General features: G+C 41.0%; 13 protein-coding genes. 6 read left to right on the forward strand and 7 right to left on the reverse strand.

Annotated elements, in window-relative coordinates:
* Positions 1 to 149: 149 nt before the first annotated feature.
* Positions 150 to 1,127, reverse strand: coding sequence for an ion transporter (locus FQ082_RS08170; protein ID WP_020443260.1), 978 nt, complete (start codon positions 1,125 to 1,127; stop codon positions 150 to 152).
* Between the two features lie 576 nt (positions 1,128 to 1,703).
* Here FQ082_RS08170 and FQ082_RS08175 point away from each other — a divergent pair.
* Positions 1,704 to 2,339 (forward strand): OmpW/AlkL family protein, encoded by a 636-nt coding sequence (locus FQ082_RS08175; protein ID WP_149492733.1) that lies wholly within the window; start codon positions 1,704 to 1,706, stop codon positions 2,337 to 2,339.
* 163 nt (positions 2,340 to 2,502) lie between these two features.
* Here the strand turns inward: FQ082_RS08175 and FQ082_RS08180 are convergent, their stop codons facing one another.
* On the reverse strand, positions 2,503 to 4,242 hold the full coding sequence (locus FQ082_RS08180; RefSeq protein ID WP_149492734.1) for a 2-oxo acid dehydrogenase subunit E2: 1,740 nt from the start codon (positions 4,240 to 4,242) through the stop codon (positions 2,503 to 2,505).
* Between the two features lie 22 nt (positions 4,243 to 4,264).
* Positions 4,265 to 7,078, reverse strand: coding sequence for a pyruvate dehydrogenase (acetyl-transferring), homodimeric type (aceE, locus tag FQ082_RS08185; RefSeq protein WP_020443257.1), 2,814 nt, complete (start codon positions 7,076 to 7,078; stop codon positions 4,265 to 4,267).
* A gap of 587 nt (positions 7,079 to 7,665) precedes the next feature.
* Between aceE and FQ082_RS08190 the strand changes: the two genes are divergently transcribed.
* From FQ082_RS08190 to FQ082_RS08210, 5 genes are all read left to right on the forward strand, one after another.
* Positions 7,666 to 9,312 carry a hypothetical protein gene (locus tag FQ082_RS08190; RefSeq protein ID WP_149492735.1) on the forward strand — a complete coding sequence of 549 codons (1,647 nt, stop codon included), beginning with the start codon at positions 7,666 to 7,668 and terminating at the stop codon, positions 9,310 to 9,312.
* A gap of 270 nt (positions 9,313 to 9,582) precedes the next feature.
* Positions 9,583 to 10,047, forward strand: a complete 465-nt coding sequence (locus FQ082_RS08195; protein WP_149492736.1) for a hypothetical protein — start codon at positions 9,583 to 9,585, stop codon at positions 10,045 to 10,047.
* 46 nt (positions 10,048 to 10,093) lie between these two features.
* Positions 10,094 to 12,241, forward strand: a complete 2,148-nt coding sequence (locus tag FQ082_RS08200) for a beta strand repeat-containing protein (RefSeq protein ID WP_149492737.1) — start codon at positions 10,094 to 10,096, stop codon at positions 12,239 to 12,241.
* A 154-nt stretch (positions 12,242 to 12,395) separates the two neighbouring features.
* The gene (locus tag FQ082_RS08205; protein WP_149492738.1) at positions 12,396 to 17,681 is read left to right on the forward strand and encodes a DUF11 domain-containing protein; all 5,286 of its coding nucleotides are present in this window, start codon (positions 12,396 to 12,398) and stop codon (positions 17,679 to 17,681) included.
* 436 nt (positions 17,682 to 18,117) lie between these two features.
* Positions 18,118 to 18,681: a hypothetical protein gene (locus FQ082_RS08210; RefSeq protein WP_262498186.1), complete on the forward strand. Its 564-nt coding sequence runs from the start codon at positions 18,118 to 18,120 to the stop codon at positions 18,679 to 18,681.
* A gap of 115 nt (positions 18,682 to 18,796) precedes the next feature.
* Here the strand turns inward: FQ082_RS08210 and FQ082_RS08215 are convergent, their stop codons facing one another.
* The 4 genes from FQ082_RS08215 to glpK form a co-directional block, all read right to left on the reverse strand.
* Positions 18,797 to 19,489 carry a TetR/AcrR family transcriptional regulator gene (locus FQ082_RS08215; RefSeq protein ID WP_011513381.1) on the reverse strand — a complete coding sequence of 231 codons (693 nt, stop codon included), beginning with the start codon at positions 19,487 to 19,489 and terminating at the stop codon, positions 18,797 to 18,799.
* Positions 19,490 to 19,701: 212 nt separating this feature from the next.
* Entirely contained in the window at positions 19,702 to 20,727 is a 1,026-nt protein-coding gene (locus tag FQ082_RS08220) for an endonuclease/exonuclease/phosphatase family protein (protein WP_149492740.1), read from the reverse strand.
* A gap of 348 nt (positions 20,728 to 21,075) precedes the next feature.
* Complete coding sequence (locus FQ082_RS08225) at positions 21,076 to 21,546, reverse strand: hypothetical protein (protein ID WP_226939380.1); 471 nt, start codon at positions 21,544 to 21,546, stop codon at positions 21,076 to 21,078.
* A gap of 491 nt (positions 21,547 to 22,037) precedes the next feature.
* Entirely contained in the window at positions 22,038 to 23,648 is a 1,611-nt protein-coding gene (glpK, locus tag FQ082_RS08230; RefSeq protein ID WP_149492742.1) for a glycerol kinase GlpK, read from the reverse strand.
* Positions 23,649 to 23,949 lie beyond the last annotated feature (301 nt).

Here is a 23,949-nt window from a genome sequence, read left to right on the forward strand (position 1 = left end):
TTAAAATATCTTCAAAACACTACAGTGCTGCTGGTATAAATTTTTTGCAGCCTCTGTCGGCGTAGGCACAGCAAGCAAGCAAGCAAGAAAAATTAATATCAGCAGTACTTGATGTATCAATGTTACTTTTCCCTGACTATAGTCCTTTGCTATAAGCGCTCACCGCAATGTGGACAAAAATTCTTTTGCTGCACATCTCTTTCACGGCGCTCAAGCTCTTGCTCACGCAGCACTTGCAGCACAATATCCTGCGCTTGCTCTTTATCTAAGCCAAGCTCGCGGCGGATTTTTTCAATCATCATCTGATTTTGAACCAAATCAAAATCACTATCAATCAGCTGTCCCCTGAAATCCTGCTCAAGCTCTTCACGGCGCTGACTGAGCTCATTTGCCAAGCCGGTTGCCAAAATACCAGCAGGTAACGCTGCTAAACCAACGCCCAATATAGTAATAATAGCGCCTAATATTTTACCAGCATTGGTAATCGGCGTCACATCGCCATAACCTACCGTTGTTAGAGTAACTACCGCCCACCACATGGCTTTTGGTATCGATTCAAACTCTTCTGGCTGTGCATGATTTTCTACTAGATAGATACCACTAGAAGCGGTCACAATCATAATTATTAAGATAAAAATAACCGCTTGGAAGGAGCCTTTTTCCTTACTAATAACCACCAACAAAATACGCAATGAGGCAAAATAACGAGTCAATTTAAGAATACGAAACAAACGTAAAATACGCAAGAAACGCAAGTCTATACTGACAAAGAAGTTCAAAAACGCAGGGACAATGGCAATCAAATCAATCAATGCAGATGGACTTCTTAGCCAATCCCAGCGCTGTCGCCATGTAGTATTGCTTGGCTTGGCTTCAGCAACGCTCCATATGCGAAGCAAATATTCAATAGAAAATATCACAATAGAAAAATTTTCAAACCACGTAAAGTATTCTTGATAAGGGTAGTACCAAGTATCAACAGACTCTGCAATCACCGCAGTGACATTTGCCATAATCAAAAAAATAAGGAAATAATCAACACAGCGACTAAAGAGCGTATCATGCTCATCGTTTTGCAAAATATTATAGACAAAAAGACGCAAGCGCCGTATAGATTGAAATAGCATGCCGTCCCTATGCGGTGTAACACCGAGCTTGGATGAACAAAAAAGCCGTTATGAGAGTCTGATTATACTAACTTTGTATAATAAATATAGACAACCAAGACCAATATGATAGCAACGGCGAAAAACGCTATGCGCAATAACCGCTCTTCAGCGCGCCACTCATGACTACGTTTTTGGGCAGGTAACAAGGATAAGCCACAGATCGGGCAACAAGAATCTATTTGGTCTAACACTATCAATGAGAGAGCGTTGTCACAGCGCAGTGGAGAATTACTACAGTAGCCAAGCATAATAGATAACCGATCCCTTTATAAAATAATGGCATATCAATAATAGCAAAAACCTACAATCAAAATAGGTTATGCCATAAACTTTAACGTATCAAAACCTTTCTCATTGTAACTTTACGCATAAATATCTGAACGTTCCGCTTAAAACCTTACTATTAGTAAGGTGTTTGTACTATAATAGATAGCAGATGTTACAGGTTAATCCCTAGCCTAATATTATATGTTGCTAACTTATGACATCCCTCATGAGCTAGCGACCATTATCTAAACGTTGAGGAATTAAACGATGAAACTACAATCCCTAGTTTTAGCCGCTGCTACTGCACTTACTATGACCACTGCTTTTGCTGTACCTGCTGGTACTTGGACAGTTGCCGCTGGTGCACACTATGTTGATCCTAAAAATGATAATGGTGATGTCACTATAGGTGGCACAAACTATGCTGTAGATGTTGATGGTGATGTCCGTCCAACCATCAGTGGTGAATACTTTATCGCTAATAACGTTGGTGTTGAACTACTCGCTGCCATTCCATTTCATCATGACTTTACCTTAACTGATGCTTTAAATAATGAGATCACTGGTAGAACTCAGCATTTACCACCAACGCTTTCTCTACAATATCACTTCGATGATTATAACCTACCTATGAATGTAAAACCGTTTGTGGGTGTTGGTGTAAACTACACGATGTTCTTTAAAGAAAAAGCAAACGTTGTAGGTACTGAATTAAAGCTTGATGATAGCGTTAGTGTTGCTGGTCATATCGGTCTTGATATCCCCTTTGCAGCCTCTGAGTCTTTCCGTATTGATGCTCGCTATATGGACATCAAAACTGACGCTACTTTAAATGGTACTGATATTGGCAAAATCGATATCAGTCCTTGGGCTTATGGCGTTGCCTTTGTAAAACAGTTCTAATTTATCAGAGTTATAAGCTAAATATCATAAATAGAAAGCCAGCGATAAGCTGGTTTTTTTGTGTCTATTATTTATCTATCATTTGTTGCAATAACAGCTATAAAAAAGACCATCCGCAGACAGTCTTTTTATGATTCATAACATATTTAAGTAATACTAAAGTTTATAGCAAGATACGGCGCGGGTCAGCAAGCAATGTTGCGACATAACGCGTGAATACTGCCGCATCAGCACCGTTAATCACACGGTGATCATACGATAATGACAATGGCAACATCAAGCGCGGCTCAAAAGTTTGCTTATCAGCATTCCATTTCGGTTGCATCGTCGCTTCTGATGCCCCCAAAATACCAACTTGTGGCCAGTTCACCAATGGCGTAAACGCCGTACCACCCAAGATACCTTGACTTGAGATAGTAAAGCTTGCGCCTTGCAAGTCTTTAGTACTTAGCTTTTTATCACGGGCTTTGATGGCCAACTCGCCGATTTCAATCGCAATTTGCTTAATACCTTTTTCGTGAGCATTTTTAATCACTGGCACGATTAAGCCATCATCTGTTGCTACTGCAATCCCCATATTTACGCTTTTACGTAGGATGACTTGGGTATTGTCGTCACTTAAATGACTGTTAAAACGTGGATGCTGGGTCAATGCATAAGCCGTTGCTTTGACAATAAAGGCTAAAATTGTCAGTCCAACACCTTCAGCTTTCATACTGCCTTTAAGCTCACTACGCAGCTGCTCTGTCTCAGTGATATCAGACAAATCAAACTGCGTCACCTGTGGCAAGTAAGTGTTGTAATTCAGCTGTGGAATCGACACCTTTTGCAAGCGAGTTAAGTCTTGGGTTTCTGTTTCGCCCCAAATCTCAACGTTACTCATATCAGGTAAGCTTGGTAAGCTGGCTCTAGATACACCGGCTCCAGTAGCGGGTGCAGCTTGTTTTGTCGTCAAGCTTTGCTTCACATGAGCAAATAAATCTTCTTTTAAGATACGTGCATTCAGTGCTGAACCTGTTACTTGGCTAATATCCACACCCAACTGACGGGCAAGTTTACGCACGGCGGGACCAGCATAGACATCAACCATTTTTTCATTGACTTGTGCTTCGGTCAGCTTATTACCTGTACTGCTTTTTGCAGTAGTACTAGCAACTTGTTTAGGCTCAGTCGTAGCTTGTTTAGCAGCTTCCTGACTTGAATCAGTCTTTTGCTCGCTCACTGCTGGTTTTGAATCTTGCGATTGAGCGACTGGTGCTTTGGCTTCACTCGTAGCATTAGCATTGTCTGAGCTTTGAGCGATGATGACAATAAAGTCTTGACCATTGGCAACCATATCGCCTACTTGTATCAGTATTTTCTGGACTTTGCCGGCTTGTGGCGCTGGCACTTCAACCGACGCTTTATCTGACTCGATCAGCAAGATAGATTGATCAGCAGTGACCATATCGCCAACACTGACCATAATCTCAGATACTTGCGCTTCATCGACGCCTAAATCTGGGAGCGCATGCGTGGTCGCTGTTGCTTCTTGCTCAACAGGTTGATCAGTATTTGACTCAACGGCTACCTTATCGCTCTGCTCTTCCTTTTGCAGTTCTTCTTGCTCAGTATTAAGAGACTTCTCTTGAGTAGCAGCAGGTGCTTCTGTGCTTTGACTTTCATCTTGACTGTCATTCTCGCTTTCAAGCTCGATTAGCACCATACCTTCACTGACTTGATCACCAATCGCAACACTGATTTTAGTCACTTTACCAGCAGCAGAGCTTGGCACTTCGACCGAAGCCTTATCTGACTCAAGTAAAATAATATTATCGTCTTTTGCAATGACGTCACCAACTGCAACCATAATTTCACTGACTTCGGCGCTATCGACACCCAAATCGGGGGCTTTAATGTCCATTTTTCATTTCCTTGTCTTATGGTTATTTTTCTTCGACATCATCATTATTAAGTAAGGTTGCATCGGCTTGATCTTCGGCGCGACCTTCACTGCTGATTTCATCATCATCTTCAGCAACAAACTCAGGTACAGGAATCGGATTGATGTTGCCAGGTGCTGGAGCGTCTGGAGAATAGTCATAATATGACTGTTGCTGCCATGCAGGCGGATGATCGATATCAATATTTAAGCTAGAGATCGCATCTTTAACCAAACGCATTTCCACTTCGCCTTCATCAGCCAAGCGTTTTAGAGTAGCAACAACAATATGGGCGGCATCAACGTTAAAGAAGCTACGGAGATTTTCGCGGGTATCGGAGCGACCATAACCATCAGTACCTAAAGTGGTATATGGACGGCTATCTGGCAACCAAGCACGGATCTGTTCTGAATAGTTGCGCATATAATCCGTTGCGGCAACGACCACACCTTCGTGCGGTGCAAGCTGTTCAGTAATCCATGGCACGCGCTCTTCATCCATTGGATGTAGACGATTATAGTCATCACACGCCATACCATCACGTGTCAACTCATTAAAGCTGGTCACACTCCAGACGTTCGATGTGATATTAAACTCGTCTTTTAAGATACGTGCCGCTTTTTGCACTTCACGTAAAATAACACCAGAACCTAATAACTGAACTTGCGCAGAACCATTATCTTCTAGCAGATACATACCACGTTTGATGCCTTCTTCAACGCCTTCTGGCATTGCAGGTTGCTCATAGTTCTCATTCATCACGGTGAGATAGTAATAAATACGCTCGCCTTCAGCATACATGCGGCGTAGACCGTCATGCATAATCACTGCCAACTCATAACCAAAGCACGGATCATAGCTCACACAGTTAGGAACGACGTTGAATAAAATTTGCGAATGACCATCTTGATGCTGCAAGCCTTCACCATTTAACGTCGTGCGACCTGCCGTTGCACCCAATAAGAAACCCTGTGCTTGACAATCACCAGCGGCCCAAGCCAAATCACCAATGCGTTGGAAACCGAACATAGAGTAGTAGATGTACATCGGAATCATCGGTAGCGCATTCACTGAATAACTGGTTGCCAGCGCAATCCACGCACTCATTGCACCCGCTTCGTTGATACCTTCTTCTAACATATGACCATCGATGGCTTCTTTATAACCCATCAAGGCTTCACTGTCTTCAGGCGTATACTTTTGACCAACGGCAGAGTAAATACCCAATTGACGGAACATACCTTCTAAACCAAAGGTACGCGCTTCATCAGGTACGATAGGTACGACGCGGTCTTGGATGTCTTTGTTCTTTAGCATTGCTGATAATAGGCGCACAAACACCATGGTGGTTGATTGCTCTTTACCGTTACTGCCTTTTAAAACCCGATCAAAGATAGATAAATCAGGGATATTCAAAGGAATATGACCACTACGGCGATTTGGCAAATGGCCACCCAAGGCTTCGCGGCGACCTTTTAGATACTTCATCTCTGCTGAATCTTCAGCTGGACGATAGAACGGAAGCGTCTCTAACTGCTCATCAGTAAATGGCAAATCAAAACGGTCACGGAAGTACACCAATGCTTCTTGATCAAGCTTCTTGACTTGATGCGATTTGTTAACCGCTTGGGTGGTGGATAGACCATAGCCTTTGACGGTCTTCACTAAAATAACCGTCGGCTGACCTTTGGTTTTCATGGCTTCACTAAACGCGGCATAAACCTTCATCGGATCATGACCACCACGGTTCAGACGTGAAATATCTTCATCCGTTAAGGCATCTGCCATCTCTTTTAATTCAGGATACTTATTAAAGAAATGCTCACGGGTAAATTTGGCATCGCGCGCTTCATATAGCTGATACTCACCGTCGACTGTCTCTTCCATACGGTGTTTAAGGACACCGGTATCATCATTAGCAAGCAGACTGTCCCAGTTACCGCCCCAAACCACTTTAATCACTCGCCAGCCTGCACCGCGGAATACGGATTCAAGTTCTTGAATAATTTTACCATTACCACGAACAGGACCATCGAGGCGCTGCAGGTTACAGTTAACGACCCAAATCAGGTTATCCAGCTTTTCACGACCAGCAAGAGAAATAGCACCTAAGCTTTCTGGCTCATCTGTTTCACCATCACCTAAGAACGCCCAAATCTTACGACCTTCTGACTCTAGCAGTTTGCGGTTTTCCATATAGCGATGTACATGGGCATGGTAGATTGACATGATAGGACCTAAGCCCATCGAAACCGTTGGGAACTGCCAATAGTCCGGCATCAAATAAGGATGTGGATAGCTTGATAACCCTTTACCACCGACTTCACGGCGGAAATTATCCAACTGATCTTCAGTCAAGCGACCTTCAAGATAAGAACGGGCATACATACCTGGCGCTGAATGACCTTGATAATAAATCATATCGCCGCCGAAATGATCGCTAGCAGCACGGAAGAAATGGTTAAAACCCGTTTCATATAGCGTCGCACTAGAAGCAAATGAGGCTAAGTGACCACCCAAATCGTCATCGTTTTTATTGGCGCGCATCACCATTGCCAAGGCATTGTAGCGAATCAAGGCACGAATCTTGCGCTCGATCGTCAAATCACCTGGGTACATCGGCTCATCTTCAACGGCGATGGTATTGATATAGGCCGTATCTAAACGGTTAAAGGGCAGGCCTTCTTGTACCCCCATATTGTATAAGGCTTTCAATAAGAACTGCGCACGATCTTTATCGGCATGCTTAATCACAGACTCAAAAGCTTGCAGCCATTCCTGCGTTTCGCTGCTATCAGCATCCTTGTAATAATTCATCTTTTCTAATCCTTTTTTATCAGTCATCCCTACACGGTGGCAGGGTATTATTAAATCACAGAGTTATACATATTTTCGTAAGCAAACGATTTACCTAATGCCTTCCTTGCTGCATCTCGTCATTCCATTATATGTCTTGGCTATTACAGACCAGTGCTAATAATCAGCAACTGTAGCTTGGCATGGGGTTCAAACAGACATCGTAGTAAAAGTAAACGACAGCCGATATGCGACTTTCATCATCAAATGATATTGACGCTCTATTATAGGGGTTTATTTACGTATTGTTTATAGCTATAAAGAAATGCCAATATGACAAGTATTTTTAAAATAAATAGTGATTATGTTTTTTGAGATATTTGGGAGGTTTGTTGGGATATTCTTTGTAATGAGCGGTAAATATAATATTTAACAGAAATATATGTATTTGGTCATATTAAATCTACCATTCATCCGTTTTCTAGGAAATTTACAAAATTATTGCTTAATATGATGAATTACGTAATATATACAGATTTTTGGTTATGTTTATCGTGCGTATTTACATAAATGATTGTTAGTGAATATCAGTTTATAGGGATAGCAATATGTATCAGACTCAGCGCTTCGTAAATGTAATAGTTTCACAATTATTTGGTGAATATCTATATCGAATATTGGCGTTGATGACAGCGATAGTTTTTCTTGCAATCAGTAATTCATCATTTGCACTTGCACCTAATCCTGGAGCTAACCTAGCATGCCCAGCTAGCTCAACTAAGGGAATATTCGATAACAGCAACTACACTAAGCTCAAAGAGAGTTTTGACACAAATACTTATCAGCCTATGACAAGTACGTCAAGTTTGTCTATTCCATTGAAAATCAAAATGACTATTGAAGATATCAACGTTAATACTTCTGGTAATAATACTACGATCACAGGAACTAGCGCCAATCCGGCTATGGATATTAATAGAAATTTCAAAGATCTAACATCTCGTTCTGATATCACTTTAGATTTTCAAAACACTGGGAATAGTGACTCTCTTTATTTAAATAATGTTGCCATAAGCGCGTTTGATATTGATAAAAGCATAGGCAGCAATAAGACAGGTTGGGATGATTTAGTCAGCATCACTGGCATAACCCGAAACAATACTAAGATTAAAGGGACTTTTCAAAGACTATCTGGATCCAGTGTCATTGAGCTGGCAAATGGGCTTCAGACCTCTTCTACAAATGCATCATTTAACTGCACTGCTGCTCTTGATACAAATTGTCAAGGATCTGTCTTATTTAGCGAGGATATCAGATCGGTCACTTTTAGCTACACTAATACTAATAATGTAACTACTCCTACAAGTCAAAGGTTTCAGTTTCGAGTAGATAGCTACTGCTACACGCCACAATATACTTTTTCAGGTATCGTTTTTAATGATAATGGCGGTATCACAGATGCTAGTGCTACTAATGCCAATATTACAACGGGTCCTTATGCTAATAACGCTAATTACTTTAACGGCATATTCGATAACACTACACCTAATGCTGAAGCTGGTATTACTGGTAGTACTATTGAGCTTACTCACTGTACAAACGGCTCTATTTACGGTTCGCAATTAGTTGATGCTGGTGCATCTACTATTGGTCAATATAAGATAAATGTTCCTATTACTACCATCAGTGGCAATACCAATAATCTCTGTCTAATAGAAAAAAATAATAATACCGCTAATGTCTATACTATCCGTACCAATAGTGATAAGAAAGTGATTGCATTTGCAAATACCACTTACCATTATCCAGATAATAACTTCGGTAGAGTCATCGCTGCAAATGCTGCTTTGGTATTACAGAAATACCAGTTTGTAAATGACTGTAATGCCAGTACTTTAAATTATACTACAGTACCAACTACTTCTGATCCAAGAACTGGATTTAGCATGGACTCTATTTTAGGCAATATTACTCCACAGCAATGTATTGCTTATAGAATTACCGCCACCAACCGTGCAAATATCGCAATCAACGATTTTGTGATGCGAGATGTGTTGCAGAAAAAAGGAGTAAACGGTGCTCAAGTCACATCAGTACTTGCCAATCCTCCACTCTCAACGACTGATTATAATGCTGCAGAAAACCCCGCTATTGGAGCAAACGGTGAAGTCAAAACCAAAACTCTTACCCTCAATGCAAGAACCAATCGCAATTTTTACTTCAATACCAAATATGGAAGTACATCGAATCCATAGTGATTACTTATCTTATATCGTCCCTAACATTAGAAAATCAAATTTTTCAACAAAAGCCCTATCTCAAAAGATAGGGCTTTTACCGTTTAGTCGCCTTAAAATGCCGTTTGTCTTATTTATAGTGAAATTATGTATTTATTTTGTGACAATACCCTTAAGAAAAAATCTGTCATTACCTAAACTTTTATAGATTACTGATTACGATTTTTGAATCATATAAGATGACATTTAAGTCTCATTAATAGCAATAGTGTAAACAAGGAATACTATATGAAAGGTTTTAATATTTTACGCACCGCCTTATTAGCCAGTTTAACATCGGTATTATTGTTAAGTACCGCTCATGCCGATGACGCTTTAAAAATGGATTTAACTGCCAATCAAGTCACTAAAAACGCTGCGGGCAAAACTAGCTATGTGCCCGTTCGTACTGCTCCAGCAGGTACTGTTATTCAGTATAAAGCCACTTATAGCAACACCATCAATAAAGATATTCAAGACTTAGCAGTTATCTTGCCTATCCCTGCCAATATGACTTTCACTGGTGAAGCAAGTCCATTAAGCGCTCAAGCTAGCATCGATGGCAAGAACTATATGGATATGCCATTGATGCGTAAAGTAGATGGCAAGATGGTCAAAATTCCGTTTTCTGAATACCGTACCCTGCGTTGGAATATCAAGCTGTTACCTGCACAGAAAAACGCCGTTGTATCCCTCAATACCATCGTTGAATAGCACACTTATAACGCCTTTTATTTAAATACCCTAGGAAAATTACTTTATGAAATCTAATCTATTCAAATATTCCATGTTGACTGTTGGTATTGTTACTGCGATGGGTATTACTACTGTCAATGCAGCTACCCCAACAGGTGGCACTTCTGGTTCTTTTAACGTGACCAACAAAGCTACAGCTTCATACACCGTAGCTGGCAATACAACTTCACAAACTGCAGAATCAAATGTAGTCACAGTTAATGTTTCTGAAACTGGTTCTTTTAGTTTAATTTCTACTGTTGTTGATAATACACCTAACGATGATTTTGGTAGAGATCGCTCTATTAATGCACAAGCAAACTCAACGGTAGATTTCACTCATACATTGACCAATGGCGGCAACGTTAACGATACTTATACTGTAAATATTACCAATGCGTCTGGTGATAATTTTGATTACAATATCGCCAGTAGCGTCATTAAGTACCAAAAAGTTAATGCTGCAGGTATTAATGTTGGTGAAGTGAAGGATCTTAACGGTGGTACTATCGCATTAGCGCCAGGCGAAAAAGCATTAATCACTATTACAGCCCGAGCTGATACTAAACGTGTTGCGGATACTAATGGAATATTAACCGTAACAGCTGAAAGTACTTACCTAAAATCGAAACCTAGTAATACCACTGCTACTACTTATACTGCAACTAATACTGATAATGCTTTAACCAAAACGCCACTTTATGCTATCACAAAATCGGCTACTACCAATCTTGGTAATAAAAACTTAGATTTAAATAATGCCAATGCTTATGTCGATTACACTATTACTGTCAAAAACGAAGGCAACATTGATGGTACTGCGATCAGTATCTCAGATGATCTACCATCAGGTTTAGTAGCTATAGCAGCAGGACAAGATAACTATATAGAACCCACTGTTGCAGCATCTAATGGTAGTGTCGCTGGTACTGCTGTCATCTCGAATAGCGATAAAACAATCACTGTAGCTGGTCAAAATATCAAAGTCGGCGAAACCATTACAGTCACTTTCCGTGCCAAAAAGGCAGACGGCGCAACGTCTACTAGTAGCTCATTTGTCAATTATGCAGTCGTCAGAGACAATACTAAAGATGATGATACTGCTAACACTCCCGATATCATCGATAGATCTGATAATGGGCTCACTCCAGGCGGTCCTACTGAAAGCACTTACGAAGATCCAGCTAAACCTCTAGTAGGTGCAGACAATAATAACAATGCAACAGTAGAAACGACTAACCAACGTCGTGCTATTGCCATCACTCCTGGTGCAAACAAGGAAGTCGCGCTTGTTACTCCAGTAACCAACAATGAAGTTTCCAATACTTATACTTATACCATCACCAACAATGGTAATGACATTACAGAAGCAGCAGGAACAGGTAATAACGCCAATGCGGTCAAACTGTCTATAAAACCCACTGCTACTAAGAGTCCCGGCATTATTGATGATCCTAATATCAGTATCACACGGGTATACGTAGACGCTAACGACAATGGTAAGTTTGACACTGGCGAAACCGAACTTACTGGTGTAAACGGTATCTATGATCTTAACGCTGCTACCCCTCTCGTAAATGGTACGCGGACAGGATTAGCTCCAGGAGCCTCTGTCAAAATTGGCGTACAAGTTGCTTCGACAGGTCAAGGAAGTAACAATCCGAACTCTACAACAGATAATGTAAACAACATAGGTAACTTTGAAACTTTAACAGTCGCTGTACAGCCTAATGGTGCAGTTAACGGTACTGCTGCACCTACTAGTACCGCTACCAATCCATTGTCCACAACATCTACTACAACCTTGCAGGGCATTAATCTGATGAAATATCAGATAGGTGCTGATTGTGATGCTAACCCTGGTGTTGCTGCTGAAGGGTGGTTGACTACGAATGCTAAGGCTAAGGCTGATCAATGTGTATTCTATAAACTAGAAGCCAAAAACACCTTTACTGATAGTAATAGAGTTGTTAACAACCTTATAGTTTCAGATACATTAGACTCTAAACTTACGTATCAAGCTAATAGCTTCTCAGCGTCTCCAACAGCTACTAGCCAAACCCTTGGTCAGTTGATAACAGTAACCTTTGCAAGTATAGCTGCTAATACAACTGCCAACGTTATATTTGCTGCAAAACCTTCACAAACAGGTACTAACTCAACTAATCCTTAATAAAAAATTAAATATCATACTTCTTCGAAATCTATAAGTATCACAAGATGCTTATAGGCTAAATCTCTAGCTTGAACCAATCGATTTTGAATAGTCAAGCTAGAGACGCTCCATTCTGTTACCCCTTTATATTTTATTGGATAAGCGACTTATTATGATCTCTAGTGTAATCAATACGTCTAAAAGCTTAACATCAGGCACAGCCAAGGTTTCGGCTCTGACGCTTGCTATGTTGCTTATGCAATCAAATATGGCTTTTGCTGCACCTAATACTGCTGTACAAACTATCAATAATATCGCTAACGCAAGCTACTACGTCGACAGTCAAGCTACCATCGTTATCTCTAGCACCTCCAACCAAGTAAGTGTTCAATCATCTGCTTTTCCTCAGTATGGTATTAGCCTAACCTCGCCGTTAACAAAGACTATCGCCCCTGGCTCGACCGTTAGTTGGAAAAACCTTCTAACCAATACCAGTTACAGTGATCAGACTATCGATTTGAGCCTGACTATACCTAATAGTTTATCGAACATAAAACTCTATCAAGACTTGAATAACAACGGGCGCTTCGATGATGGTGTTGATAAAGAGATTAAGTTAAATAACAATCTAACCGCTCAGATTACTTTAGGTCAAAGCGAGAGCATTGAGCTTACTATACAAGCATTATCTGATACCAATGCTAAAGCCGATGATATTGCTAGCATCAAGCTTGGTGCTGCTGTTGTTGAAGACCCTTCTATTACCGCTTTAGTGAGTGACGAGCTAATCATCGTTGAAACACGTCTCGATTTTATGCTTTATTCATGGGATGGCTATAGAAGAACATCGCAAGTTGGTGAAAATATCTATCTCGAAGCCAGCTGTGCTAAATGTAATGTTCAAGATAATAAACGCGATCAAGTATGGATAACCATTACTTCTTCTAAGACTGGCGATACATATTCACTCAAAGCTCTCGAGACTGGCGACAATACTGGCAAATTCCGTATAGAAACACCAACAGAAAATAATGCTAATACCATTAATGACGATATCATTCAGACGCTAGAAGGGGATAATTTACTCGCTACGTTAGATGCTTATATCGACTCAAATGGTATACGACAAGAAATTAAAGAAGCTATCAGTACCAACATTGCCATCGTTAATGATATCCCAACCCTGCAAGTTACCAAAGAAGGTGATGTCAAAACTGCCTCACTCGGTGATTATGTTAATTATACGATTAATATCAAAAATGATGGTACCAGTACGGCTTATAACGTTGAATTAAAAGACGCTTTACCGCGCGGCTTCGACTACGTTGGTGGTAGTGTGAGCATTGACAAAGCACAAACCACTGAGTTTAAAACCGATGGCAAATATCAAGTTTTAAGTCTGGGGAATATGGATGCCAAAACTAGTAAAGATATTACTTATCGCGTATTAGTTGGTTCATCAGCATTAGGCGGTGACGGCATTAACCGTGCGACTGCTATTGCCAAAACTGAGCAAGATCAAAGCCTCGTATCAAGAGAAGCCCAGTGGAAAGTAGAAGTCGATCGCGGTGTTATGAATACAGACGGCATCATCGTCGGTAAGGTCTACCACGATATCAACCGCGATGGCATTCAGCAAAAACAAGATGGTGAGCTTGGTGTTGCTGGCGTGCGTATCTATATGGAAAACGGTAACTTTGCTGTCACTGATCCTGAAGGTAAATATAACTTTTATGGTATTAGTGCTAAAACCCACGTCCTAAAAGTTGACCGCACTACTATTCCAAACGCCACAGAACTGGTCACTCAAAGCAATCGTAATGCTGGCGATGCAGGTAGCCGTTTCGTTGACCTAAAATATGGCGAGTTACATCGTGCCGATTTCGGCATCGTTGGCGGTATGGCGGACAGTACTGAACGCTTAAACGCAGAGCTTGTTGCGCGTAGCAAAAGTATCGGTGCCAAAAACGATCGCTTAGAGCAAGCAGTTAAAAGCGAGCTAACTTTAGATCCTGACTATAACCGCGATAATAAAGACAATATCAATGCCAGCGGCTGTAAATCTAACGATGTTTTAGATGCAGGGATTCAATGCGATTCAGCCATCGTCAATGAAATGGTCAACCCATCTGCCAATCGCGTTGAGATGGCAATTACTAAAATTGCACCTCCTGTAGAAAAAGAGTTAGAAGAATACCTTAAAGAAGTGGCAACTAATAATGTCTCTTTCATTAATTTGAGTGAAGGTCAGCAGCTCAGCACTTATAAACAAATGGTACAGGTACAAGCCCCACTGGGCTCTATTTTCACTCTATATGCCAACGGTAAAGCCATATCAAGAGAACAAATCGGTAAAACGGCTGAACAACAAAAGCAAAATGTCACTGCATTTGATTATTACGCAGTCGATTTAAAGCGTGGCACTAATACTTTACGCGGTGTCGCAACCGACGTGAATGGCAAAGTTATCTCTGAGCAAACTATCAAGGTATTAACACCGGATATTTTACAATCTATTAGTTATCGTACCCAAAAACAACTGGTGGCAGCTGACGGCGTCAGCGATTATCAAATCGTTATCAGTCTAAAGGATCGTGATGGTCGTCCTTATATAGCATCAACTCCTATCACCATTGATACCAATATTGGTCGTATCAATTTGGCAGACAGCAGTAAAGACCAAGCCGGTACGCAAGTTACTGTCAATGGTGGTGAGCTATTGATCTCCGTGACTGCGCCAAGCGTACCCGGTAAAGGTGAGATGATCATCGATACAGGCAGCAATAAGCAAGTAATTCCGCTACAGTTTACGGCTCAATTGCGTCCATTAATAGCTGTTGGTATCGTTGAAGGCGCGATATCGCTCAAAGACTTTGATGGTAGTAATATCACTGACGCACAAGGTGCATTTGAAAAAGAATTACGCGAAATAGCCGGTAACGATGATTACTCAGCGACGGGTCGTGCAGCAATGTTCTTAAAAGGCAAAGTACGCGGTGATTATCTATTAACGCTTGCTTATGACAGCGACAAAAAAGGCGAGCGCCTGTTCCGTGATATCGAGCCGGGCGAATACTATCCCGTTTATGGCGACTCATCAGCCAAAGGTTTTGATGCGCAATCGACGAGCAAGCTATATGTACGTCTAGATAAAGGTCGCTCATTTGCCATGTATGGCGACTTAAAGACTCAAATTGACAACGATGAAGGTATTAAGCTCGGTCAATACAATCGTACGCTGACTGGTATCAAAGCTCAGTTTGAAGATAGCAACACGCGTATTACTGCTTTTGCCGCTGAAACAAGCACCTCACAGCGTGTCAATGAAACTCGTGGTTTGGGCATTTCAGGTCCTTACCCGCTTGCTAATGATTTTGATGCAGTATTAGAAAATTCAGAAACCATAGAAGTAATCACCCGTGATGCTAATAATCCTGGACGTATTTTGCGCCGTGAGACCTTGACGCGCTTTGCTGATTATGAAATTGATCCTATTAGCCGTAGCTTATATCTAAAATCACCGATTGCTAGCCAAGATATCGATGGCAACCCTATCTACTTACGCGTTACTGTCGAAGTTGATGAAGGTGGTGAGAAATATTGGGTAGGTGGCGTCGCTGCTAAACGACAATTGACTGATAAAATTACTATCGGTGGCAGCTATATCAATAGTGACGATCCACTTAATAAAGAAGAGCTTGCTAGCGTTAATACTGTGGTTAAGTTTAATGACAAGCTAAAACTGGTCGCAGAATATGCCAAAAACAAAGCTGAGAATCCAAATTTCGAGCCAAGCAATCAGATCAATGCGGACAAACTAACAGGCGATAATGCTGAGGGTGACGCTCTACGTATCGAGCTTGACTATGATAATAAAAAGCATACCCGTGCAAAAGCTTATCATAACGATACCGATATCGGTTTTGTCACTGGCGCGTCACCACAAACTGCTGGTCGCACCGAATCTGGCATCGAAATCATCCACACTTTAAACGAGAAAAAGACTGCGCTTAAACTTGAAGGCGTACGCACAGAAGATCATATTACTGATGCAAGTACTGAAGGCGTACAGGCCAGTATCGAACAGCGTTTAAGCAAAAATATCGTTGGTGAAGTCGGTGTACGTTATTACAAACAAGAAGGTGCTTCACGTAATATCCAAGCAGCAACAGATGTAGTTAACACTGATATCGTAGACGATAATGATCGACCAATTTTCGATGATAATCTCATCAATCAATCAGCGCTTAATGGCGTAAGCAACACTGAAAAAGATATCGAAGGTACCACTGCTCGCGCCCGTTTAACTGCGCGTTTACCGAAGCTGAATAACTCATTGGTATTTGCTGAGTATGAGCAAGATATTGAACACAGTTCACGCAACGCAACCTCTATCGGCGGTGAAACGGCACTGGGTAATTTAGGTCGACTTTATGCTCGCCATGATTTAATCAATAGCTTGTCTGGCAGCTATGGTTTAGACGATTCTGAGGAGCGTCAACGCACTGTTGTCGGCTTTGATGCCACTTATATGAAAGATGGCAAGGTTTATAGTGAATACCGTATGCGTGATGCCATCAGTGCTCGCGAAGCGGAAGCTGCCATTGGTCTAAAGAATAAATGGTATGTGCAAAAAGGTTTGACGCTTAATACTTTACTCGAGCGTGTCGAATCTTTAGAGGGTGAGAAAGACAGTACCTCAACTGCAGCAGGTTTTGGCGTCGAATATCTTGCTAACGAAAATTACAAAGCATCAGGGCACCTAGAAAAACGCTGGGGCGATACCAGTGACACCTTATTAGGTAGTGCTGGCGTTGCCTATCGCTATAACGATGAAGTGACTTTATTAGCCAAAGATATTTATTCAAAAGTTGATTATGATGATGGTCATCGGACTATCAATCGCTTTCAACTTGGTGCTGCCTATCGCGATTACGATAGCAATCAGCTTGATATGCTGGCCAAGCTTGAATATCGCTTAGATGATAATGCCACTGGTGATGACCCTTATCAAAAGGATGCTATTGTTTGGTCATGGAGCGGTAACTACCATCCAACGCGCCCATTAACGTTATCAGGTCACTATGCAGGTAAATATACCGAATACGATGCTCAAGGTATCACAAGTGACAATACCGCTCATGCTTTGTATGCTCGTGGCTTATATGATATTAGCGAGCGCTGGGATATTGGTTTACAAGCAGGTACTTATTGGAATAAGCAAGCAAATGACCTAGCCTATTTAGTTGGCGCTGAAGTTGGCTATAGTCCAATGAACAATTTATGGTTATCGCTTGGTTATAACTTCATGGGCTTTGAAGATGAAGACATCGCTTATGAGGATACTACTATCGAGGGCGCTTACTTTAGACTACGCTTCAAGTTTGATGAAGATCTATTTAAGCGTGAAGACCCACGTAAAAATAAACGTGCAGCACCTGTATCCTCTACACTATAAGACGGTCAATTAAAAAGGCACCATCTTGAATGACGTTTTTCTGGAATCGTTTTTGCTTATTCGCATGCACTAAAGCAAGATAAAGACTTCAAAATCTTATTCCAATAGCACTATATTTTTGAAGTAAATTGACTATAGCATTTGATAAGCGATAAAATCAGTCTCAAAATTGCCAGCACCGATACTTATCAGCTTACTACAAGGTTTTCGCGTTATGCTTTACTCTACTATTAAAGTAGCTACTTATAAAAATCCAATATGTGCTGCGTTTTCAGCTGTTTTGCTATTATCAATGACTTCATGCGTATCAACTACAGCTACGACTCTTCAAAAAAGTGCTCATATCACTACTATAGACACCTCTGATTACTGCCAGAGTCAGGATTTAAAAGCGACATATAAAAACCAAAATTCGCAGCAACGGGCGATGAGCTGTATGCTAGCAGAACTACAGCATTATCAGCAAAAAGATAAAACTGCGCAGCAACAGTACTTTGCTTATAAAGCCCAAGCTTGGCTCAACTATGCCATCCATAAAGACAGTATGAATAGTCGCTCACCTGCTGGATTAGAAGCGGCAAAATCTGCAGAAGCTATTTTGCAAGCATTAAAAAAAGGCTCAGAAAACGATCTTGTTCTTATCCAAGATATATCTGCCTCATCAGCGCTAATGCGACCTGATTTATGGGCAACATTAAGCGCCCTCAAAGACAGCGATGGTATTGCAAGCGCTCCCCGCGAAATAGCATTTAGTGAAGTGGCATTAATTTGGGCAGCGACCGACCAATGTGAACATAATTCACGGCAGGCAGGCAGTCAATTTCGCATGGCTGACCGCTGGCTTGAACAAGCACGTGAAGCTTTTGTTAATGCTCACAATTCTAAAGAAAACGTGGCATTAGAAGGGCTTATCGTACGTTATTATGAGCAATACTCGCCTTTCGATGCAAGTGGTGAGCGCTGTAATGGACAAGTATTGCCGACACTTGATCAAATGTAGAAATTTTATTCACTATAAGTATATTATAAAGCTTCTACATAAAAATTTAGCAAAAAAATCCGACATATAAATGTCGGATTTTTTTAATGTCTGTCTTTAAAACTTAATAGACAGACTAACGGTCTTTACGCGGTAGCTTCTCTGGCAAGTAACAACGCAGATAAGCGATAGATGCCGTATTAGCTTCTTGCAGATACTTATCGGTAATACGCTCATGACGACGATAAGAAACAGTAAAGATCGCATTCACGATACTAAAGGTAATCAATAACACATCTTGAATATCTTCAAACTTAGGCACTTCATAGCGTTCAGCCAAACGATCATAGACCAATTTTACTACTTGGTGATCCATATGCTCGCCAAAACTGTCGCCTTCAAAATCAGGCGTATTGGTATCATAAATTAATTTGGCTTTGGTTTGATCTTCATCAAAAATTTGTACACAGCGATCAATCAGCGCTGTAAGATACCCTTGCCATCTATCATATTTAACCGTCTCAACGGTTCTCAATACATCTAAAATATCAATAGCATTTAAAAAACGCAGCGCCAAAAATATGGCTTCAATATTAGGGAAGAAATGATAAGCAGACGCCCGTGGAATACCCGCTTCTTCGCAGACAGCGGCAAGCGTAATATCATTGATAGATTGAGTTTCACTCAACTTTTTAGCACCCATCAACAATTTTTGACGGCGGGCGCGTCCTTGCTGGCTAGTAAACTTAAACTTATTCGGCACCAGCTTTTTTGCCAACTCCGAATCTACTAGTACATCTTCAATTTTGTCGTCTTTATTTTCACTCATGATAAATCTCTTAATGTTATGTCATATCTTTAAAAATATAGTGTTCATCGGATAGTATGCGCCCTAAATCAAAGCACCATTTCTATCAATCATATATGGATTGATAACACCGCTACTATACTCAACGAAGAGGCATAATAAACGCTTGTACACTATCAAGCAAGGAACAAGAATAGGTTAAAAACAATTCAGTAATTAATTATTAAATAGTGTTAATTGTGAAGCTTTATTTTTGCTCTTATAATACCATGGTCGATCACTCTATCTGCATAATCCCACTTTAAATGGTCATTAAAGTAGTCAACCCGTTCAACCTGACCGAGCGAAAACTTACTATCAGGTAGAAATTCTTCAGAGACAAATAACTGATCAATCACTTCTGGCATACCTTGATAGATATGCGTGTATGCTACATCTTTCATCCAACCATAACGGGCTTGAATACGAGCAGCATCAAACAGCGCGACGTCTCGCATGCTCTTGTCATAGTTGACCTCGCCAGTCTCAGCCATCAGCTGGGTGGTCACGCTTTCAGTCACATCATTCATATCACCAAGCAAAATCAAGGGCTCACGAGTATGCTGTAACCTATCTATGATAGAAAGCCGGATAGAAGCCGCTTCTGCCGCACGCATACACAAACTACGCAACTTGGCACGAATACGAATGTTTGGATCATCCATATCTTCTAACAAATTACCAGCCTCATCACGTAAGAAAAAAGCACGTTTACTTTTTAGATGAGCGGTAATAATCGTTATCGGCTGACCAAATGCATCTACGCGCAATACAAGGGGCGGACGATTAAAGCGCTGATAAGGACCAACATCAGGGATATCAATGACCGCTTTTGGGGCAATCTCTTCAAGCAAACTGGTCTCTAAGTGCGCAAACCGACTAATGATACCGACAGCAGGCGTATTTTGCGCCCCTTTACCTTGCGTATATGAATTTACGCTGTCATTACTTGCCAGCGGAATAACAACATGTTCAGGCTTAAAGCCCAATGATACTGCTAAAGCTTCGAGCGCTTCACTGTCCCATACTTCCTGGACCGCAATAATATCAGCATGCGCCTTTGACAGTAAATCTGTGATACCGCGTAACTTATGTTCGTATTCGTGATTAGTATATGCAGGTGCGTTTGGATAATAGAGACGATTGGGATTGGCAAAATTGAGCAGGTTGGCAGTTGCTATATAAAACTGCTTATGATTACTTTCATTATTGTTGGTCATAAACTGCCTATTATTCTATAATTGTTTTTACATACGGTTTCTAACTATTACTTATTGGCTAGTTTTAACAATAAAGCATATTATATATTCATACATAGTAATATACAGTAAAAAAGCCTCCAAAGAAATCTTTGGAGGCTTTAAAATAGCATAAATTCAAATTATTGCGTCTGTTAACAAAAAATGTCTACAATCGAACTAAACCCAGTAATAAGACAGTAAGCTTTAGTCGTGTTTGCTTACTTGAAGCAAGTATACTATTAGCAGCACTTGCATGTTATTCGCTGACTACTTTATAAACTATCTAACCTGAGTACTTAATATCTTATTAAAATCAGCATAAATACATTAAGAAATACGGTTCCATGCATCACGAGATGCTCTACGTGCCTCATTCCATTCCATACGTGATTCACCTTTCACATTGTTCCATGAGCGCTCTAAATCTGACTCATGATCTTCAAAGCGGGCATCAGCGGGATAACGTGCACGGTTAGCATAGCCTACCGCGTAAGCTGGATGCAAATCACGATCGAAATCATGACCTTCTTGATAGTAATCGGCATTGGCATACTCTGCACGCCAATATGCTTCTTCACGCGTTGGATCAATCGCTTCGGCTGCTGCATGACCTGCACCGCCACCGACAATTGCACCAATTGCTCCACCAATAAGCGTGCCTAATGGGCCTGCCATCGTGCCAATAGCAGCACCTGCTGCTGCGCCGCCAATACCACCAATACCTGTACCTACAGGGTGTGAGCCTGGCTCCCCTGTGATTGGATCAGCATTCAGATCACTTCTTGCTTCTTTCGACATATGCTTGACAGCAGTACGATCAATCGCATCATGATCCTCTATAATGTTGTCATTTTCATGTCTAATAACAGTGTTATTGATTGTCTGATCATTACCAGTCAATCGGCGCTCGTTGTCATCGATAATACGCTCTCTATCACCAACTTCAAGATAGTCATCAGTAATCACACGGTTATTCGGGTCTGTAATACGGCCATCGTTATTCATAATATATTCCTTAATTGATTTGTTATATATTCTATTTATCATCAATCCACTCAATAGCAATATAAGCGAGATTAAGCGTTTTATTAAATCTTCTAAAGTATAGGAACTGAGTTCAAAGACAGATAGGTCGAATATGTAAACTGTGTCAAAATCACGATGGTATTGCGTTACAGTCTGTATCTATACCAAAACTTTGTCAATTGACGTAGTTTCTAGGTGAGTCAATTATATAATATTAAAAAACGGCTATTAAGTAATAAGCAAAACACTATCTATCATGGTAATCAAGGCACTATTAATGCTCTACTGATAGCTTGTTGCCATTTATACAGATGCTTTTCACGCACATCTATAGACATATTAGGCTCAAAAACTCGATCTACCTGCCATGAGGCCTTCATCGTTGTATCATCATATAAACCTGTTTTTAAGCCAGCAAGTAAAGCGGCTCCTTTTGCGGTAATCTCTGTGTCTCTTGGACGCAGTACCGGCACATTCAATAAATCTGCTTGGAACTGCATCAACAAATCATTGTTTGCCGCGCCCCCATCTACCCTTAATTCAGTGAGTGGATGCGGGCTGTCTTTTTGCATGGCAATGAGCACATCGTATGTTTGATAAGCAACCGCCTCGAGTGCTGCCCTTGCAATATGAGCTTTGGTCGTACCGCGACTCATACCAGTAATACTGGCACTGATATCTGAGCGCCAATAAGGGGCACCTAATCCCGTAAATGCTGGCAGCAAAACCACCTCTTCACTGCTCTCAACTTGCCGAGCCAAGTCTTCTACCTCGCCGCTTTTTTGAAACATACCTAGGTTGTCACGCAGCCACTGTACAATTGCACCCGCCATAAAAACACTGCCTTCTAACGCATAAGTTACTTCTCTACTTGGAGGCTGTAGCATGCGTCTGCCAGATTGGACGATTTGTTCGAACGAGAGATTGTCTGGGCGAGTTGGTGCAGATTTTCGTTGCCATGCAATAGTTGTGAGTAGCTTATGTTCACTAAGCAGCGGCTTTTGACCGATATTCATCAGCATAAAACAACCGGTGCCATAAGTATTTTTAGCCATGCCCGTCTCAAGACAGCCTTGACCAAAAAGTGCTGCTTGCTGGTCACCCAATACTGCATGAATTGGGATTTGTTTGGCAAATAATCCCTTTTTGGTTTTGCCAAAGTCGCCATCGGATGGCAGGACTTTGGGCAAAATATTCATGGGTATGCCAAATCGGGCGCACAACTCCTCCGACCATGCCAGCTTATGGATATCGTATAGCAAGGTACGAGAAGCATTGGTCACATCGATGACATGCTCACCACCTGTGAGCTTATATATCAGCCAGCTGTCTATGGTGCCAACTGCTATCTCGCCTTTATTGGCGCGTACGCTTAATTTAGGATTTTGATCTAGTAACCAAGCGATTTTACTGGCACTGAAATATGGATCTAAACGCAGACCTGTAATACGTTGCACTTCGCTTGCCATATCACCTTGGCTATTATTGTTGCTAATATTACCTTGTGTCGCATTCATTAAGTCTTCAGTAGCAAGCGCTTCACAGTAGCTAGCGGTACGCCTGTCTTGCCAAATAATAGCGGGGGCAAGTGGCTTACCTGTTTGCTTATCCCACATGACAATAGATTCACGCTGATTGGTAATAGCGATACTGCTAACATCGGTGGCGAGTAGCCCTGCCTGATTAATAACGTCATGAGCGCAGCTGATTTGTGTCTGCCAAATTTGCTGGGCATCTTGCTCAACAAAGCCTGCTTGCGGTGTCTTTAAGACCGTTGGCTGCTGTGCCATTTTGATTGGGCGCGCATGATCATCGTACAATATAGCCCGACTTGACGTTGTCCCTTGATCTAACGCTAAAATATATCCTGCCATTACTCACATCCCATCTTGTCTTATCTTATTTGAGTCTAATATTATTATTTATTAACTATAAATTTATAAAATCTAAAATTCAGTATAGATAATGCTATCCATTTTATAGATAGTACTTACAAAAAATTTAAACCTATGCAATTAGAAAAATCAGAGGAAAAACAAGTTACTAGCCTATATCAGCCGTTTATTAAATGATGCTATTATTCATTATAGTTAAAAGCGTTACCATAAACCCTTTTTTGATACAATGCAGAATAAGCAAATAGTGAGCATTGACCCGTCACTATTGTGGCACTAC

This window comes from Psychrobacter sp. ANT_H56B (assembly GCF_008369245.1).
Classification (GTDB): domain Bacteria; phylum Pseudomonadota; class Gammaproteobacteria; order Pseudomonadales; family Moraxellaceae; genus Psychrobacter; species Psychrobacter cryohalolentis.

Coding starts and splice junctions, on each gene's coding strand:
- FQ082_RS08170 (WP_020443260.1), bottom strand. CDS start 1,127: ATGCTATTTCAATCTATACGGCGCTTGCGTCTTTTTGTCTATAATATT.
- FQ082_RS08175 (WP_149492733.1), top strand. CDS start 1,704: ATGAAACTACAATCCCTAGTTTTAGCCGCTGCTACTGCACTTACTATG.
- FQ082_RS08180 (WP_149492734.1), bottom strand. CDS start 4,242: ATGGACATTAAAGCCCCCGATTTGGGTGTCGATAGCGCCGAAGTCAGT.
- aceE (WP_020443257.1), bottom strand. CDS start 7,078: ATGAATTATTACAAGGATGCTGATAGCAGCGAAACGCAGGAATGGCTG.
- FQ082_RS08190 (WP_149492735.1), top strand. CDS start 7,666: ATGTATCAGACTCAGCGCTTCGTAAATGTAATAGTTTCACAATTATTT.
- FQ082_RS08195 (WP_149492736.1), top strand. CDS start 9,583: ATGAAAGGTTTTAATATTTTACGCACCGCCTTATTAGCCAGTTTAACA.
- FQ082_RS08200 (WP_149492737.1), top strand. CDS start 10,094: ATGAAATCTAATCTATTCAAATATTCCATGTTGACTGTTGGTATTGTT.
- FQ082_RS08205 (WP_149492738.1), top strand. CDS start 12,396: ATGATCTCTAGTGTAATCAATACGTCTAAAAGCTTAACATCAGGCACA.
- FQ082_RS08210 (WP_262498186.1), top strand. CDS start 18,118: ATGCTAGCAGAACTACAGCATTATCAGCAAAAAGATAAAACTGCGCAG.
- FQ082_RS08215 (WP_011513381.1), bottom strand. CDS start 19,489: ATGAGTGAAAATAAAGACGACAAAATTGAAGATGTACTAGTAGATTCG.
- FQ082_RS08220 (WP_149492740.1), bottom strand. CDS start 20,727: ATGACCAACAATAATGAAAGTAATCATAAGCAGTTTTATATAGCAACT.
- FQ082_RS08225 (WP_226939380.1), bottom strand. CDS start 21,546: ATGTCGAAAGAAGCAAGAAGTGATCTGAATGCTGATCCAATCACAGGG.
- glpK (WP_149492742.1), bottom strand. CDS start 23,648: ATGGCAGGATATATTTTAGCGTTAGATCAAGGGACAACGTCAAGTCGG.